At 30.6% G+C, this 17,085-nt stretch carries 16 protein-coding genes; 10 read left to right on the plus strand and 6 right to left on the minus strand.

All coding sequences use genetic code 11. The features are described from left to right. Window positions 1-13: 13 nt before the first annotated feature. Both ASC36_RS06800 and ASC36_RS06805 read right to left on the minus strand, forming a co-directional pair. A complete protein-coding gene (locus ASC36_RS06800; RefSeq protein WP_055425742.1) occupies window positions 14-1,531 on the minus strand; it encodes a DUF4270 family protein in 1,518 nt (505 codons plus the stop codon). Window positions 1,532-1,538: 7 nt separating this feature from the next. Continuing rightward, window positions 1,539-2,348: a glycogen/starch synthase gene (locus tag ASC36_RS06805; RefSeq protein WP_055425743.1), complete on the minus strand. Its 810-nt coding sequence runs from the start codon at window positions 2,346-2,348 to the stop codon at window positions 1,539-1,541. Window positions 2,349-2,453: 105 nt separating this feature from the next. On the opposite strand from ASC36_RS06805, the gene panC reads away from it, so the two are divergent. The 3 genes from panC to ASC36_RS06820 are packed head-to-tail and all read left to right on the plus strand — an operon-like array spanning window position 2,454 to window position 4,736. Next, entirely contained in the window at window positions 2,454-3,296 is an 843-nt protein-coding gene (gene panC / locus ASC36_RS06810; RefSeq protein ID WP_055425744.1) for a pantoate--beta-alanine ligase, read from the plus strand. Window positions 3,297-3,343: 47 nt separating this feature from the next. Then, complete coding sequence (panD, locus tag ASC36_RS06815) at window positions 3,344-3,694, plus strand: aspartate 1-decarboxylase (protein WP_055425745.1); 351 nt, start codon at window positions 3,344-3,346, stop codon at window positions 3,692-3,694. 10 nt (window positions 3,695-3,704) lie between these two features. After that, window positions 3,705-4,736 carry a lysylphosphatidylglycerol synthase transmembrane domain-containing protein gene (locus tag ASC36_RS06820; protein WP_055425746.1) on the plus strand — a complete coding sequence of 344 codons (1,032 nt, stop codon included), beginning with the start codon at window positions 3,705-3,707 and terminating at the stop codon, window positions 4,734-4,736. A gap of 152 nt (window positions 4,737-4,888) precedes the next feature. Here ASC36_RS06820 and ASC36_RS06825 read toward each other — a convergent pair whose 3' ends face one another. From ASC36_RS06825 to ASC36_RS06840, 4 genes are all read right to left on the minus strand, one after another. Next, a complete protein-coding gene (locus ASC36_RS06825; protein ID WP_055425747.1) occupies window positions 4,889-5,470 on the minus strand; it encodes a 50S ribosomal protein L25/general stress protein Ctc in 582 nt (193 codons plus the stop codon). 6 nt (window positions 5,471-5,476) lie between these two features. After that, window positions 5,477-6,412, minus strand: coding sequence for a ribose-phosphate pyrophosphokinase (locus tag ASC36_RS06830; protein WP_055425748.1), 936 nt, complete (start codon window positions 6,410-6,412; stop codon window positions 5,477-5,479). 117 nt (window positions 6,413-6,529) lie between these two features. Continuing rightward, window positions 6,530-7,945, minus strand: coding sequence for an SGNH/GDSL hydrolase family protein (locus tag ASC36_RS06835; RefSeq protein ID WP_073961239.1), 1,416 nt, complete (start codon window positions 7,943-7,945; stop codon window positions 6,530-6,532). A 10-nt stretch (window positions 7,946-7,955) separates the two neighbouring features. Further along, on the minus strand, window positions 7,956-9,194 hold the full coding sequence (locus tag ASC36_RS06840) for an OmpP1/FadL family transporter (protein ID WP_055425750.1): 1,239 nt from the start codon (window positions 9,192-9,194) through the stop codon (window positions 7,956-7,958). 226 nt (window positions 9,195-9,420) lie between these two features. Between ASC36_RS06840 and ASC36_RS06845 the strand changes: the two genes are divergently transcribed. The 7 genes from ASC36_RS06845 (at window position 9,421) to bshB1 (ending at window position 17,050) form a co-directional block, all read left to right on the plus strand. Continuing rightward, the gene (locus ASC36_RS06845; protein ID WP_055425751.1) at window positions 9,421-9,660 is read left to right on the plus strand and encodes a FeoA family protein; all 240 of its coding nucleotides are present in this window, start codon (window positions 9,421-9,423) and stop codon (window positions 9,658-9,660) included. Between the two features lie 7 nt (window positions 9,661-9,667). Continuing rightward, window positions 9,668-11,698 (plus strand): ferrous iron transport protein B, encoded by a 2,031-nt coding sequence (feoB, locus tag ASC36_RS06850; RefSeq protein WP_055425752.1) that lies wholly within the window; start codon window positions 9,668-9,670, stop codon window positions 11,696-11,698. Between the two features lie 571 nt (window positions 11,699-12,269). After that, the gene (locus ASC36_RS06855) at window positions 12,270-13,925 is read left to right on the plus strand and encodes a fatty acid--CoA ligase (protein ID WP_055425753.1); all 1,656 of its coding nucleotides are present in this window, start codon (window positions 12,270-12,272) and stop codon (window positions 13,923-13,925) included. 220 nt (window positions 13,926-14,145) lie between these two features. Continuing rightward, a complete protein-coding gene (locus tag ASC36_RS06860; RefSeq protein ID WP_055425754.1) occupies window positions 14,146-15,372 on the plus strand; it encodes an isocitrate dehydrogenase (NADP(+)) in 1,227 nt (408 codons plus the stop codon). A gap of 181 nt (window positions 15,373-15,553) precedes the next feature. Further along, on the plus strand, window positions 15,554-15,805 hold the full coding sequence (locus ASC36_RS06865) for a type B 50S ribosomal protein L31 (protein ID WP_055425755.1): 252 nt from the start codon (window positions 15,554-15,556) through the stop codon (window positions 15,803-15,805). Between the two features lie 138 nt (window positions 15,806-15,943). Beyond that, window positions 15,944-16,258, plus strand: coding sequence for a hypothetical protein (locus ASC36_RS06870; RefSeq protein ID WP_055425756.1), 315 nt, complete (start codon window positions 15,944-15,946; stop codon window positions 16,256-16,258). A gap of 75 nt (window positions 16,259-16,333) precedes the next feature. Then, window positions 16,334-17,050 (plus strand): bacillithiol biosynthesis deacetylase BshB1, encoded by a 717-nt coding sequence (gene bshB1, locus ASC36_RS06875; protein WP_055425757.1) that lies wholly within the window; start codon window positions 16,334-16,336, stop codon window positions 17,048-17,050. Window positions 17,051-17,085 lie beyond the last annotated feature (35 nt).

Genomic DNA, 17,085 nt, shown 5'->3' on the forward strand with positions numbered 1-17,085 from the left:
ATCAAATAAATATTTAATTTTTAGTATACAATATTTCTAATCTTAACTTTTTATTTCCTGTATTTTTATTTCCGTAAAAAGTTAATCGAAAGGGTTCGTAAGCCCTTGTTGTTTTATAATATCCTAAATACTCGTTACTATTTGTAGAACGTGTAATAAAATTACCCATCTCAACTAAAATTTCATCATTGGGTTTATTCTTTTCTACAATATCTTTGATTTGCTTGGTTATATTTAGCGTATAATACTGTGGATTAGTATCAAAATCGTACTTTGGATTAAAGAAATAACCTGCTAAGCCGGAATAGAAGGTTAAGTCGGGTAAAAACTTTTTTTGTGAATAATTATATCCATAAATATAGCCAGGCTTAGAGGAGACATTTTCTGTCAGATAAAATTTCAATTTTGCACCTGTAATAGCCCAGTTATGATTTTGTACAGAATCTTTAATGGCTTCTAATTGCGAATCATCTAATTTCAAATGAATAGAGGGTCCACCCATACCTTGTAAAAATAATATGGACTCTCCTGACTGCTTATCCGGATTATTCATTTGCTGTTTGAATTGAGAACTGGCTGTATTACGATTATAAAAATTATATTCTCCCACCATCGAATTATATGCAGAATTCATCGTAAATGAATAGGTTGTGGCAGTGTATTTATCTGATGAATTATCTTTATACTTATAATACGCAATCAAGGTCATTTTACTTACAGGAAAATTAAACATAAATTTTGAATTTTCATCAACCGGATATATTTTAATTCCCTTAAAATATTGAATAAACCTTGAATTATCACTGATATCTGAACTCCCTTTTTTACTAAAAAAATGTTGATAAAAATATTCGGGGTCCAATTTTATCCTATAACCTGCTACAGTTGGCTCTGAAATTATTTTCCCATCGCTCGTTTTTACCGATATACTGGTTAACGAATCAGCTAATAGTGCGCTTCCTAGTTTATCTCCAACCTCAATAATTTTATTTGAATAAAATTTTGAAGAAGTGGATTCCAAAAAAGTGTTCTTAATCCGGTTTACATTTACCTCCATTGAATTCCCGGCTTTACCTAAATATGATGCTAATGTATATTTTTTAACATATTTAATAGTATCGATACCGCTGGTACTTCCTGGGTTTAATATAATTTTCCTTTCCCTGTAAGAAGATGGATTAAATGGAGGATTAAGGCTTAATACAACTGAATCAACTTGCTGAATATTACCTTTTATCTTGTCTGAAGTACTTAATCTTACTTGTATACTAAATGAGGCTTTTGATTTCCCAAAAATATTGTCTTCATAAATACCCACCAGCCCATTATTAAGAGAGTTATAATCTGCTCTAATAGTATCATTATTATAAATATTATAAGCTACCAGGTCAACGAATGTGCTTTTTCCTTCTAATTTATCAGGTATAAGGTTAGCTCCAATATCAGTTGTATCATTTTCACAACTTAATAAAAAAAAGGTTGACAGTAAAGATAAAACTGATAACTTTACTTGTGAATTGAATATTTTCATATTTATTTTACTCTTGGATCTTTATTTCACTAGTAACTTGATAAATTACTTGGACATCTTCATTTTGAATAAAATCAAATTTAGGATTAGTTGAATCTTTGAACATGTCTTCCAATTCGTCAATTAAAACTTCTTCTCCTTTCACAATAGTATCTGAACCTTCCATAGCTTCTTTGATAATACTAACGTATTTATTATCGGTTAAGTAATTTAATTTACTTGTGTCTATATTATCAAATTCTAAAATGGCTTTAAGATTATTGCTAAAAGTTCCGTTACTTCCTTGATTATAAACTGATGTTATAACTTTAATATCACTAAAGAACGCATCATTAGCATAATTGTTTTTTAAATAAATTGGCAAAAAACTGGCCATCCATCCATGCAAGTGGATTATATCGGGTATCCAATTTAATTTTTTAATAGTTTCTAAAACACCCTTGGTAAAAAAAACAGCCCTTTCATCATTATCTTCAAACCATTCATTAGCTTCATTTTTATATGGCGATTTTCTTTTGAAATATTCATGATTTTCAATGAAATAAACTTGCATCCTTTCTCCCGGAAGAGAGGCAACTTTAATAACTAACGGCTGATCTAAATCATTAATAATCAGATTCATTCCCGATAATCTGATTACTTCGTGAAGTTGAAATCTTCTTTCATTTATCAGCCCAAATCTTGGCATAAAAATCCTAACATCATTTCCTTGTGCAAACATCTGTTTGGCTAAATTATAAACTCCTGATGAAATGGGGTTTTCATTAAAATATGGAACTAATTCAGAAGTAACATGAAGTATTCTTTTTGAACTCATTATAAATTGGTAGACTGATTATAATTTAACAAAGTTACAAAAAATTAATCAAACTGTAGTAAGTTTGCACTATAAACCATGACGTTTGTCATTAAAAATACCAGTATGTTAATAGTAAGAAACCGAAAAGATTTATATGATTTTACCCAATATATCAAAGCTAAAAAACTAACATTAGGATTTGTTCCCACTATGGGAGCTCTGCATAACGGGCACCTTTCGCTGTTTAAAAAAGCTATGGAAGATAATCAATATACTATAGGGAGTATTTTTGTAAATCCTACGCAGTTTAATAATCAGGCTGATTTAATTAAGTATCCTAGGACAGAAAATGATGACATAGCCAAATTGGAAAGTATTGGTTGTGATGCCTTATATCTACCAAGCGTCGAAGATTTATATCCCAATGGATTGGAATGCGAACCGATAAAGATGAATGGATTGGATTTAGTTATGGAAGGATCTTTTCGCCCCGGTCATTTCCAAGGAATGGCAACGGTTGTAAAACGCTTATTATTACAAGTACAACCTACCAGAGCTTATTTTGGTGAAAAAGATTTTCAACAATTACAAATTATACGTCACATGGTAAAAACCTTAAAATTACCTGTCGAAATTGTGGGAATGCCCATTGTTCGTGAATCAAATGGTTTAGCTATGAGCTCACGTAATATGAGGCTTACTGACGATTTTAAGAAAAAATCTATATTTATATATCAATCTTTATTAAAAGCCAAAGAATTATCTTCACATCATTCCCCGGAAACAGTAATATCTAAAATTGAAAGATTGTATTTAAATTCAAATTTAAAGCTGGAGTATTTTACCGTTACAGAAGAAGAATCTTTGCAAATGAATCAAACTTTTGAAATCTCTAAACATTACAGAGCTTTTATTGCTGTGTTTGCCGGAGATATACGTTTAATAGATAATCTTCAGATAAGATAATAACAAAAATAATATATTTGTACCTGTATAAATCATAAAAAAGAAAAATGTTAATCGAAGTTTTAAAGTCAAAAATTCATAGAGTAACTGTAACCGGGGCAGATATAAATTATATAGGCAGTATAACCATTGATGAAGATCTGATGAATGCCGCCGGAGTCATCACCGGTGAAAAGGTTAGTATTGTAAACATTAATAACGGAGAAAGATTCGAAACTTATATAATTAAAGGTAAAAAAGGTTCTGGAGATATAATACTTAATGGCGCTGCAGCAAGAAAGGTCCAAAAAGGGGATGTCATTATAATTATTTCTTATGCTTTAATGGAATTTGAAGAAGCTAAAAAATTCCAACCTACCATCATCTTTCCGAATGAAAGAAATAATAAAATAGAATAATTTGAATTTTATGAATAAAAAATTTAAGAATATTCTTACAATTACCGTTTCGATTCTAATTGCTTCTGTACTTATGTTTTTAGTGTCTAAAAGTTTAGGAGATAATTTTATTGAAAAAACCATTTCCACAGCTAAAAGAGCAAATTATTTTTGGATAAGTATGGCTGCATTTTTCGGTCTAGGAGCTTACTGGTTTAGAGCTATCAGATGGAATTTACTTTTAGAGCCTATGGGCTACAAAATCAAAAACTCGAACGCCTTATGGGCTCTTTCATTTGGGTATTTTTTAAACTTAGGAATACCCAGAATGGGAGAAATTGGTAGAGCAACAGCTCTGCAAACTGTTGAAAAGGTACCCTTTACCAATTCATTTGGAACAGTTGTAACTGAAAGAATTATCGATTTATTTTTTATGATATTTTTCATTCTCTTATCTTTAATTTTTAACTATTCTACTTTACTATCTTTTTTTGATTTACTTGGTAAAAATGAATCTAACAACGTTGAACAAAATTATACTATTTACTATGTATTGATTACTGTAATTTTACTATGCAGTATTCTACTTTATATATTTAGAAAAAAATTACTTAAATTATCCATTACTAAAAAAATATTACTTTTTTTAAAAGGAATTATTGACGGATTGGCTTCTGTCTTAAAATTAAAACAGAGAATAAAATTTGTTTTGCTATCCTTTGGAATTTGGATATGTTATTTTTTTGCATCTTATCTTGTAGTTTTTGCTTTACCCGAAACTTCTTCCATACCTGTACAAACAGGGTTTTATATTTTATCCATAGGAAGCTTAGGCATGTTAGTGCCGGCATCGGGTGGTATAGGTGCTTTTCACCTTGCTATGATGATAGGCTTTGCGGCTTTATATTTACAGTGGGGAAAATCTATTGATGAAGGTAAAGAAATAGGCTATTCTTATGCTATACTTGCTCACACCTTACAAATGGTATTAATGATTTTAATGGGAATAATTTCAATAATTGTGCTTGCAAGGAATAAAGATAAACAAGTCTTAAAAAATTAATTACTGAAATCTCATTTTAAAATTGAACTAATCAGTCCCTTTATAAAATAATTTTTTCACCAAAAATAAAAGCTGTCCGTTTTGAACAGCTTTTATTTTGATTTATATAAAAATTATATATTCTTATTAATTCGAAAACTATATTAAAATTATTAGTTTTCTGATTCATCATCTGTGGAAGCAGCTTTAACATTTCTTGATGTTTTTACAGCTGCAATAACTGTATTTGCCGGATGCAATATTTGATAATCATTTACTTCAACTTTAGACACCTCAAATTTATTACCTACATCTAAAGTAGTTACATCTATAACAATCTCATCAGGTAAATTTGCAGGAAGTGCTTTTACTCTAAGTTTTCTTAAATTAACACGCAATACACCACCTCTAACAACTCCTTTTGCTCTACCTGTAATTACCACAGGAACTTCCATAGTAACAAATTTTTCCGGATTTATTTGATAAAAATCAGCATGGATAATCTTATCTGTTACCGGATGAAATTGTAGATCTTGCAAAATAGCGTCAATCTTTTCTCCATCTATTTCTAAAGTAACTGTGTGTGCTTCAGGAGTATAAACTAAATTAGTAAAGCTTCTTTCTTTAGTAGAAAAATGGATTACATTTTTTTCTCCATAAACAACACAAGGAACTTTTTCAGCATTACGTAAGGCTTTTGATGAATTTTTACCTACGCTTTCTCTTTTTTCTCCTTGAATTGTAATTGATTTCATATAATATTACATTATAAATTTTTTACTTATTGATTCTCTGTTATGTACTAAGTTCATCACTTCTCCAAACAAAGGGGCGCAAGATAACACTTTTATTTTACTTACCAAATTATTTTTTAAAGGAATTGAATCAGTTACAATCACTTCCTCCAATTTAGAATCATTAATTCTATCATAAGCAGCTCCTGAAAAAATAGCATGTGTTGCCATTGCTCGTACGCTTGTTGCTCCTGCCTCCATTAATATATCAGCCGCTTTGGTTAAGGTTCCCGCAGTATCAATCATATCGTCTACTAAAATTACATTCCTACCTCTTACATCTCCAATTAAAGTCATATAATCGACATTATTGGCTTTTTTTCTCTCCTTATAACAAATTACCACGTCAGCATCTAAATATCCGGCATAGGTTCTCGCTCTTTTAGCTCCCCCCATATCCGGAGAAGCAATCGTTAAGTTGTCTAATTTTAGTGACTTAACATAATTAATAAATATAGCAGAGGCAAATAAATGATCTACCGGAATTTCGAAAAATCCTTGTATTTGATCTGCATGTAAATCCATTGTCATTACACGTGTTGCACCAGCAGCAGTTAATAAATTAGCGACCAACTTTGCGCCTATCGGAACGCGAGGTTTATCTTTTCTGTCTTGACGTGCTAAACCAAAATAAGGAATTACTGCTGTTATTTTATCTGCAGATGCTCTTTTAGCTGCATCTATCATCAACAACATTTCCATCAAATTATCTGCCGGGGGAAAGGTTGATCCTATAATAAAGACTCGGGAACCTCTTACCGATTCTTCTAAACAGGGTTGGTATTCACCATCACTAAAATCAAAGAAACTCATTTTTCCTAGGGGCATTCCATAACTTTGTGATATTTTTTCTGCTAAAGAAACACTTTCTCTAGTCGAGAAAATATGGACTGATTGAATCATTTTAATGTGTTAAAAAATATTTCTGAAAACGAGTACTGCAAAGTTATAATTTTTTTAATCATACCCTAATAAAACTCAACAAATTTCATTCAACTTTATTAAATAATAACTTTATCTTTATGGAAATTTAACAGATTGATACAGATTTGGATTAACCGAAGGAAGATTCGATTTAAATTTATGGTTTATACTTTTAATAAATTCATTAGCTATTAAAGCATACCCTCTTCCGGTTGGATGTATTCCATCTAAAGAAAAAAATCCTCCTGTTATAAATATATTTGTATAACTTACTCCATTGTAGAGAATTCCGTTTTTAGTTTTTAAATTTTTAATTAATGATTTTATATCAACAAATGCCAGATTATATTGTTTCGCTATATTTTCAATAATAGCATTATATGCTTGTGTAGCTTCTTGGATATTTCCAATTTCCTTATCGGTCAAAACATATTGATCCTCTATCGGTTTTGACGTTCCTCCTCCTGTTTTTAAAATGGAGGCCACTGATAACAGAAATAAATCTTTTGTTGTTGACATTCTTATAGAAGGAAGTCCCATCTTATCTAAATTAGTAAGATCTTTATCTATTATTATTGCTCCATTAGCTTTTGCTTCTGAGAAGACTATCCTTCTAATTTCAGCTTCATCCTTTGTGATTAAATTTTTCGCTTTTGCTTGATCCAAGCCGGAATTGTAACCTTCATAGGACTCGTTTAAATTTTTTATTTGCTGTGATGTTAATTGATTGGCTTGGAAAGGTAATGAAGTAATTTTATTGAAATAAGGAAAATCGGTCACATCCGGAATATTAGCTACTACTCCCTTGGCCGAATTTGAAGTAAGAGTTTGAATTAATTTAGTGTAGGCATTTTGAAACGTTGAAATGTCTGTTATAAAGGTAGACCCGTCTCCTCCTGAAGTAGCGTAACTCAAAATATCATTAATCCCAATCCATAAAGTAAAAAATGTTGGTCTTTGACTCATTGCATCTTCTAATACGGTAGAATTGGTTGTGGAGGCAATACGAACAAAATAAGGATTTGCTTTTTTCGAAGCTAAATCAGCAGGATTTCCATACCCGGTCGCAAGTAAATGAAATGATTTAGCACCCGGTATACCCATATTTTGATAAGCTCCCTTTGAATAAATATTTGCGAGAGTGGTGGTACCTGTACCCGGTGATGTTATGGGAGTAAGAGAGCCATCTGCTACCACCAATATTTTCTTATTATCAACTTTAGCATTTGGGATTCCCCCTAATTCATCAGCCATAAAAGGAATTTTGAAATCTTTACATCCCGAACGTTTCATTTGCTCAGCAATCATTAATGGAAATGATTCCTTTTGTCCTGCTACATAAAGTGCATTATCTCTAAACCCTGATGTAAACGCGTCTCCTAAGGCTACATATTTGGAAAAATCAGCATCGCCTGAGCTAAATTCAGTATCTATATCCTCATTAAAATCATTATTGCATGAAAGGAAAAAACAACAATTCCCCAGCAAAAGTGTTAGTATATATTTTCTCATATCTTGCATTTTAAAAAGGATTCCATGCTAAGCCCAACCCGAACATAAAGCTATGCAATTTGACATCTCCTTTGAAATTATAAAATTTATTAACTACTTTTCTTGAATTACCTATATAATACATCCCCGTCAAATCGAGCATTAATTTATCATGTAAGAATTTATATCCGACACCTCCTGTAATTGCATTATTATCAGTACTAGGCATTTCGGGACTCCAATAATCTTTGCTGATCGGCGAAGGATCATAGTAATAGCCTATACGAAGGTCTAATTTATCCGACACGGAATATTCTGAACCGATCCTAAATGTATGAGTGTTATGTAAATTTTTAGGGGTGGTGGATATGGTAGGATCGTTTGGATCGTTACCGACTTTATTTTGACGGAAATCTAACGTTAAAGCTTTATATTTATTCCAACCGGAAATATTTAAGTCTGTAGAAATCGTCCATTGAGGTAGAAGTCTGTAGGTTACTCCGAATGTAATTTCAGAAGCTAAAGGTAATCTTGCGTTAAAATTATCATTTTCCGTAGGAAATGATTCACTTCCAACTAATGATTCAGGCAAATAAAATCGGGCTTTCCCATTGACAGCATGAATATCAATATTGGAGCGATAGGCTATACTTACATCAAGATCTTTAATCGGTTTGAAATACATACCTACATTATAACCATTTCCGGTGGCATTTTTATCAACCAATTTCATTCTTCCGTCTACTGACGATATAGCTTTTTGCAAATTTACACTTCCTAATGCATATATATATCCTGCACCGATGCTAAACCAATCATTTAAACGATAGGCTACTGTAGGTTGAAAGTAATACGACCGGATGGTAATTTTAGTTATTAAATCTTTACCTTCCCAATTTTGTCCCCAGTCAACTCCACTACCAAACGGAGTAGTGAAGCTAAAAGCGACGGATAGTTTATCGGTAGCTTTATAAGCTATATTAAACATGGAGGGAGTGCTAACCGGATTATCCGTTTTGGTCCTGTATAAAGTAGGTTTATTTTGAAAATCAGCATTTCCCAATATTATAAAAGTTCCCGCTGCAATACTTAATTTTGAAGGAATAAATGAAATACCTGCCGGATTAAAGAAAGCTATACTTGCATCTCTTGTATGAGCACTGGTATGTGCCATAGCAGCCTGTCTTGCTCCTTGAAGCGATACTCTGAACCCTCCTCCTTGCATTATAATAGATGTTATAATAAAGAACATAAATACTGGTTTTCTCATAATTATAAATGTCAAAGTAAAGCAAAACTATATGATTTTTAATAAAATTATAAATTTCTATTTCTTTAATTTTTAATTTAATAATATATCTTAAGATTTTACTGTAACTATATTTTACAAATTGTCTGTAATTTGATTTATTAAATAATTTTATATTTTATTTAGATTAAATACAAATAATTCATATATTTGCCAAAGAATAATTAAGGTGTTTAGTTATAAAATCATGCTTACCCATAAATCTCTTTCATTTTTAAAACCTACTCAAGAAGCAAAAGTTATAGGATTTTCTGAAGAAGACATACCCACTAAAATTTTAGAAATGGGAATTGTTCCTGGTGTTTTTGTCAAATTGAAGCGTCAGGCACCTTGGAATGGTCCTCTATTTATTGAGTATGGTAAAGAGAAAAGCACTGTAATGTTACGTAAGGAAGAAGCCGATTATATATTGATTGAAATGCAATAGAAAAACGATGATTAGTAAAACTATTGCTCTCATAGGAAATCCAAATGCCGGAAAAACTACACTTTTTAATCAATTAAGCGGACTGCATCAAAAAACCGGAAACTATCCTGGAATTACCGTTGAAAAAAAAGAAGGTAAGTTTACATATAAAGATACTGACTATAGACTTATAGACCTTCCGGGGATATACAGTCTTTGCCCCTCATCTGCTGATGAGGAGGTTGTATTGACTATTCTTACCAACCCTGATAATTCTTATTATCCCGATATTATTATAGTAGTGGCCGATGTTCATAATATGAAAAGAAGTTTATTTCTGTATGAACAAATAAAAGATTTAAAAATTCCTACTATACTAGTTATCAACCAGATTGATAATATTGAAAAAGAAGGAATTTTAATTCGAGAAAAAAATTTGGCTGATTATTTTCATACTCCGGTAGTATTAGTTAGTTCCAGAAAAGGTAAAGGAATTGATCTGTTGAAAGAAACAATAAATAATGGCTTTATCAATGAATCGCTAAAAACCTTTCAATATCCCAGCGAATTTAAAGAGGCTGTAAAAGAATTAACAAATCTATTCAAGATTGATGATTACCTTGCTTGGCTTTTCCTAGCCCAAACTAAAACAAGCAATATTCCTCTTGTATATCGTGAAAAGGTCACGGAAATTGTAAAAAAATACAAGCTGACACCTAAAAGACTTCAACTTAAAGAAACTATTCTAAGGCATCGGCAAATTGATGATCTTGTTGAAAAAGTTGTATATAAAGATCCAAACTACCAAACCTTTACGAATAAATTTGATAAAATCGCCACTCATCATTTTTGGGGATATTTTTTATTTTTTTCAATCTTGTTTTTAATTTTTCAAGCATTATTTTTTTTGTCAGGCTATCCCCAAGATTGGATCGAAACTCTTTTTGCAAATACTAGCGAATTTCTTGAAACCTTTTTACCTGAGGGTCCTATATCAGAACTCATAACTCAAGGTATTATTCCGGGTATCAGCGGTGTTGCTGTTTTTGTTCCTCAAATTGCAATTTTATTTTTCTTTCTATTGATTATGGAAGAAAGCGGCTATATGGCAAGAGTTGTATTTTTAATGGATCGATGGTTTAGACCTGTCGGATTGAACGGAAAAAGTGTGGTTCCTTTATTATCCGGAGCTGCATGTGCTATACCCGCCATTATGTCAGCACGAAATATTGAAAATTCAAAAGAAAGATTAATAACTATTTTGGTTACCCCTTTTATAACTTGCTCTGCTCGTCTTCCGGTATATTCCATAATTATAGCTTTAATTATCCCTAAAGGAAGCGGTATTTTCAATTTACAGGGAATTGTTATGATGATCATGTATTTACTTGGTGTTATAATGGTATTTATAAGTGCTTCATTGGCCAATAAATTAATGAAATCTCACTATAAAAGCTATCTTATTTTAGATATGCCGAATTATAAAATTCCTTTCTGGAGGAATGTATTTTATGGTTTATTCGAAAAGTCACTAAGTTTTATTGCAAATGCTGGTAAAATTATCGTTGCTCTCAGTGTTATACTTTGGGCATTAGGAAAATTCGGAAGCTTAGAAGAAAATGGTAAAACTAATTATCTTGCTGATGTTACTTTAGAAAATTCCTATTTAGGACATTTTGGAAAAGCTATTGAACCGGTTTTCATACCTTTAGGATATGATTGGAAAATAGATATTGGTATTCTTTCATCATTTGCTGCAAGAGAAGTTTTTGTGGGAACCATTGCCTCTATATACAGCCTTGAGGATGACGGAAGTGAAAATCTTAAGTTAAAAGAATTGATGAGAAAGGATATTAACCATAATACCATGAAACCCACATTCAATTTAGCTACAGGAATCTCTATCTTATTATTTTATGCTTTTGCTATGCAATGCGTCAGTACTTTAGCAGTTGTTAGAAAAGAAACGAACTCTTGGAAATGGCCGACGATTCAACTATTTTATATGACGGGTATAGCTTATTTGGTTTCTTTATTAGCTTATCAACTCTTAAAATAAGATTAAAATATATTATACATTTCTATCAGTTCTAATTCGCATAATAAGATATAATTTAGGAAAATTATTTATATATTATGTGAAACAATTAAATATCCAAGCTATAAGAATTAACACTACTTCTCCCGATAAAACATAATCATTTAATACTTCCTACCTTATGAATTTATATTTTTCATAAGGAACTAACAACATCTGTCTGTATTTCCAATATTAAGTTAAGAAAAAAACATCACTAAAATTTTTCTTTTCACTCACTTTAAGCTTCTAAAAGATAAAAATTCTTATTTTTGAGTAATTCTTGTTTTCTAAAATCTGCTATGTCCAGAATCTGAAATTTATTACATAATTCTAAATATTCTAATGCAAAATTTTCTATAGATTTATGATGTTGATAAAACATATTTATTCCAATTTAATAAAACATACATTTATAACTTATCACCAACAAAATTACACTAATTTAGAATAATGTAATGGATTAAATGCTAATACAATAACAAGAAATTTAAAAAAATCATTAGCATAAAATATTATATTTTGTAAATTAGCGCATATTTAATAAATAAAGATGATATTTAAAAAAATTAACTCTGTAAAAAATGCCTATAAGTCTCCTCTGCTCATTAAAGGATTATATGATTATTGTACCACTTTAAATCCTGATAATGAAATTATTTATAAAGATGTTTTTAGATATAATTATCGAGAATTCAAAAAAAGAGTTCAACGATTTGCCAATATGCTTAGTAACCTTGGAATAGAGGGTGGAGAAACTATTGCTGTAATGGATTATGATAGTCACCGTTATCTCGAATCATACTTCGCTATACCTATGACCGGAAATGTTCTCCATATGATCAATTGGAGACTATCTGCAGAACAAATTCATTACACTATTAATCATGCCGAAGATTTGGTTATCATAGCACATTCGGATTTTCTACCTATTTTAGAAAAATTTGCCGGAAATATGCCTTCTTTAAAATATTTAATTATATGTAAAGATGATGATACTAAAGTATCTTCTGAAATTTTAGATATTTATGGAGAATATGAAGAATTGATGGCTGAATCTTCTGATGAATATGAATTTGAGGATTTTGATGAAGATGCCGTAGCAACAACTTTTTATACTACAGGTACAACAGGCGATCCCAAAGGCGTATATTTTACCCATAGACAATTAGTACTACATACATATAATACTGCCGCCAGTTTTGGTTTTTCCGGATCTGTTGCCTGTCGTATAAACTCAAATGATGTGTATTTACCGTTAACACCCATGTTTCATGTACATGCGTGGGGATTTCCCTATGTTGCTACAACATTTTCTTTAAAACAAATATATCCCGGAAAATTTAATTTAAATGGATTTATCGATATATTCACTAAAGAAAAACCAACATTTTCTCACTGTGTACCGACCATCTTACAAATGATTTTAGAGAGCAATGAAACTAAAAATATTGATTTTAACGGATGGAAAGTTATTATTGGTGGTGCTTCATTAACTAAAAAGTTAGCGAAAAGTGCTTTGGAAAAAAATATTGATATTATGTCAGGATATGGAATGTCAGAAACTTGTCCTATCATAACATTAACTCATATAGACCCGAAATATAAAAATTCCGATATTGATCAACAGTCTGAAATGAGAATAAGAACCGGTACTCCTGTTTTATTTACAACCGTTAAAATTATTAATGAACAAGGAAAACCCGTACAAAACAATGATATAGAGCAAGGTGAAATTATTATTCGTGCGCCATGGCTTACTCAAGGCTATTATAAAGATGAAAAAAGAGCAATGGAATTATGGCACGAAGGATATTTACATACAGGGGATGTAGCCACTATAAATTCCAATAATTCCATAAATATCACGGATAGAATAAAAGATATAATTAAAAGTGGCGGTGAATGGATATCTTCCGTTCAATTAGAAAATATTATTACAAGCCATGAATCTGTAGCTGAAACCGCTGTAATCGGTATTCCGGATGAAAAATGGAGTGAAAAGCCTTGTGCTTGTATCGTTTTAAAACCGGGTATGACTTTATCACATGATGAATTAAAAAATTACTTAAAACAATATACTGAAACCGGAATATTAAGTAAATGGGCTATACCTCAAAATATAAAATTTGTTTCAGAAATTCCCAAAACCAGTGTAGGAAAATTAGATAAAAAATTAATTAGAAATCAATTCGTAGAAAGTTTATAATTGTTTAAATACTTATTTTTATGTCAAAATATAAAGGTTAATAAATTTGATTTATTAACCTTTTTTAATCTTAAATATTTTTCATCCATCTCTAGAAACTCCTATATTCAACATTAGCTTGTAATAAATATTTTTATTCAACTTATTAAACTAAAATTAGGTTAAATATTTGCTTAACTAATATAAGTATTGTTATATTTGATACAAATCAATAGTTATCATGCAAAAAATAAAAGTACTTAATCCTGTTGTTGAAATGGACGGAGATGAAATGACAAGAATTATTTGGAAGTTTATTAAAGACAAACTCATTCTCCCCTATTTAGATATAGATCTGAAATACTTTGATTTAGGTATTGAAAACAGAGATAAAACTAACGATCAAGTTACCATAGACTCTGCAGAAGCAACAAAAAAATATAATGTTGCTGTAAAATGTGCAACTATAACTCCTGACGAAGCCCGTGTTAAAGAATTTAATTTGAAAAAAATGTGGAAATCGCCAAACGGTACTATTCGTAATATTGTAGGAGGAACAGTATTTAGAGAACCTATTATTATGAGTAATGTTCCCAGATATGTTCAAGGATGGACTCAACCGATTGTAATTGGCCGTCATGCTTTTGGAGACCAATATAAAGCTACAGATGTTGTAACTAAAGGCCCCGGTAAATTAACTATGACTTTTACACCCGAAAACGGTGAACCTCAAACTTGGGAGGTATATGATTTTAAAGATGACGGAGTTGCTTTATCCATGTATAACACCGATGAATCTATTAAAGGATTTGCACATTCATCATTTCAAATGGCATTAGCAAAAAAATGGCCTTTGTACCTTTCGACTAAAAACACCATCTTAAAAGCATATGACGGAAGATTTAAAGATATTTTTCAGAAAATTTATGAAGATCATTATCAATCAAAATTTGAAGAGCTGGGAATCAGCTATGAACACCGTCTTATTGATGATATGGTAGCCTGTGCAATGAAATGGAATGGAGGCTTTGTATGGGCGTGTAAAAACTATGACGGTGACGTGCAATCAGACACAGTTGCTCAAGGTTTTGGATCCCTAGGTTTAATGACCTCAGTGTTAGTAACCCCAGATGGTAAAACAGTTGAAGCAGAGGCTGCCCATGGAACAGTAACCCGACATTATAGATTATATCAGGAAGGAAAAGATACATCTACCAATCCCATCGCATCAATCTTTGCATGGACCAGAGGCTTAATACATAGAGGTAATTTAGATGATACCCCTGAGGTAGTCAATTTTGCAGAAACACTCGAAAAAGTTTGTATTGAAACTGTTGAAGGAGGTAAAATGACTAAGGATCTTGCTCTTTTAGTAAAAGGGAAACAAATGACTCGTGAAGATTATCTTAGCACAGAAGATTTTTTAGATGCAATTGACCAAGGTTTAAGAAATAAATTAGTTAAATAAATAAGTTTTAACAAGGTAAAATAAATTCTCTTAACAAATATTTTATTTTTATTAATCCATTACTTATGATACTAAATATTACCGAAAATTTCTAATATGAGGGATATCTCACTTTTTTTCAAATTGATTCTTGATTATTTAGAAATAAAATTGTAATTTCGCAATTCAAATTTTTAGAGAAATGAAAAAAGACATTCATCCGGATAACTATAGATTAGTTGTTTTTAAAGATATGAGCAACGACGAGATGTTTTTATGTAAATCTACAGCAGAAACAAAAGATACAATTGAATATGAAGGCGTAGAGTATCCTTTAGTTAAGATGGAGATTTCAAGTTCTTCTCACCCTTTTTATACAGGTAAAGTTAAATTGGTTGATACTGCGGGTAGAGTAGATAAATTCTTTAATAAATACAAAAATTATAAAAAATAATATATTTAGTACTATATTATAAAAAAATATACCCATAGTAGTAATTACAATGGGTATATTTTTTTATCTTTTTGGCATAAATATTGATGAAACGAATAATAAAAATAGGTTTTCTGTCTTAAGTAAAAACGACATATTATGAATGCTAAAATTTTAATTCTTTATGTAACAATGTCTTTATCTTCTTTACTATGTTTTTCACAAGAAAAATTTAAATACAGAGAAGAAATACAATCTACTAATGAAAAAGTACATAAAGTAGAAACTTTGGTACAACAAGAATTTGGTTTACCATCTTCACCCGGAATTTGGACTTCTACAAATCCTGATTATGGTCTTATGATAAGAACAAAAGGAAATACTTTTACTATAAGTGCATGGCAAATATCTGATAATATAGACATAAAAGCAAAAATTGAGAAACTTATGTTAAAAGTAAAATCTGAATTATAATTTAATAAAGTATAAAAAAATTAAAAACTTCAGTAATAATTTTACTGAAGTTTTTTTGACTTCATAATTTGATCAATGAAATTAGATATATTAGCAATAGGAGCCCATCCTGATGATGTGGAGCTTGGCTGCGGAGGAACTATAGCCAAAATGGTTTACGAAAACAAAAAAGTAGGAATATTAGATTTAACAGAGGGTGAATTAGGTACTAGAGGAACAGCCATCACCAGAAAATCCGAATCGAATGAAGCTAGTAAATTACTTTCAATTTCTTATCGTGAAAATTTAAAATTTAGAGATGGTTTTTTTATAAATGATAATAATCATCAAATTGAACTAATTAAAATAATTAGAAAATACAAGCCTGATATAGTTTTAGCTAATTCGATAAGTGATAGACATCCAGATCATGGAAAAGCTGCCAAGTTGGTATATGATGCCTGTTTTCTTTCAGGATTAATCAAAATACAAACAAACTATAATGGTATTTCACAAGAAAAATGGAGGCCAAAACATATTTTTAATTATATTCAATGGAATGAAGAAAAACCAGATTTTATAATTGATATATCCCATTTTTTGGATAAAAAAGTAGAAGCCTGTATGGCATATAAAACACAATTTTATGATCCTAATTCATTGGAACCCAATACACCTATTACTTCACTTAATTTTAAAAAAAGTATTATATATAGGGCAGAAAATTTAGGTAGAATTATTGGCTGTGATGCCGGTGAAGGATTTACTTCTCAAAGATGGATTGGCCTAAAAGATTTTGAAAATTTTGTTTGAAAATTTAAAATCTATTCATATATTTGCATTCCTTA

The organism is Apibacter mensalis, from assembly GCF_001418685.1.
Taxonomy (GTDB): Bacteria; Bacteroidota; Bacteroidia; order Flavobacteriales; family Weeksellaceae; genus Apibacter; species Apibacter mensalis.

Excerpts from the sequence above, each read along its gene's own strand:
- ASC36_RS06800 (WP_055425742.1), bottom strand. The coding sequence starts at position 1,531 with ATGAAAATATTCAATTCACAAGTAAAGTTATCAGTTTTATCTTTACTG.
- ASC36_RS06805 (WP_055425743.1), bottom strand. The coding sequence starts at position 2,348 with ATGAGTTCAAAAAGAATACTTCATGTTACTTCTGAATTAGTTCCATAT.
- panC (WP_055425744.1), top strand. The coding sequence starts at position 2,454 with ATGTTAATAGTAAGAAACCGAAAAGATTTATATGATTTTACCCAATAT.
- panD (WP_055425745.1), top strand. The coding sequence starts at position 3,344 with ATGTTAATCGAAGTTTTAAAGTCAAAAATTCATAGAGTAACTGTAACC.
- ASC36_RS06820 (WP_055425746.1), top strand. The coding sequence starts at position 3,705 with ATGAATAAAAAATTTAAGAATATTCTTACAATTACCGTTTCGATTCTA.
- ASC36_RS06825 (WP_055425747.1), bottom strand. The coding sequence starts at position 5,470 with ATGAAATCAATTACAATTCAAGGAGAAAAAAGAGAAAGCGTAGGTAAA.
- ASC36_RS06830 (WP_055425748.1), bottom strand. The coding sequence starts at position 6,412 with ATGATTCAATCAGTCCATATTTTCTCGACTAGAGAAAGTGTTTCTTTA.
- ASC36_RS06835 (WP_073961239.1), bottom strand. The coding sequence starts at position 7,945 with ATGAGAAAATATATACTAACACTTTTGCTGGGGAATTGTTGTTTTTTC.
- ASC36_RS06840 (WP_055425750.1), bottom strand. The coding sequence starts at position 9,194 with ATGAGAAAACCAGTATTTATGTTCTTTATTATAACATCTATTATAATG.
- ASC36_RS06845 (WP_055425751.1), top strand. The coding sequence starts at position 9,421 with ATGCTTACCCATAAATCTCTTTCATTTTTAAAACCTACTCAAGAAGCA.
- feoB (WP_055425752.1), top strand. The coding sequence starts at position 9,668 with ATGATTAGTAAAACTATTGCTCTCATAGGAAATCCAAATGCCGGAAAA.
- ASC36_RS06855 (WP_055425753.1), top strand. The coding sequence starts at position 12,270 with ATGATATTTAAAAAAATTAACTCTGTAAAAAATGCCTATAAGTCTCCT.
- ASC36_RS06860 (WP_055425754.1), top strand. The coding sequence starts at position 14,146 with ATGCAAAAAATAAAAGTACTTAATCCTGTTGTTGAAATGGACGGAGAT.
- ASC36_RS06865 (WP_055425755.1), top strand. The coding sequence starts at position 15,554 with ATGAAAAAAGACATTCATCCGGATAACTATAGATTAGTTGTTTTTAAA.
- ASC36_RS06870 (WP_055425756.1), top strand. The coding sequence starts at position 15,944 with ATGAATGCTAAAATTTTAATTCTTTATGTAACAATGTCTTTATCTTCT.
- bshB1 (WP_055425757.1), top strand. The coding sequence starts at position 16,334 with ATGAAATTAGATATATTAGCAATAGGAGCCCATCCTGATGATGTGGAG.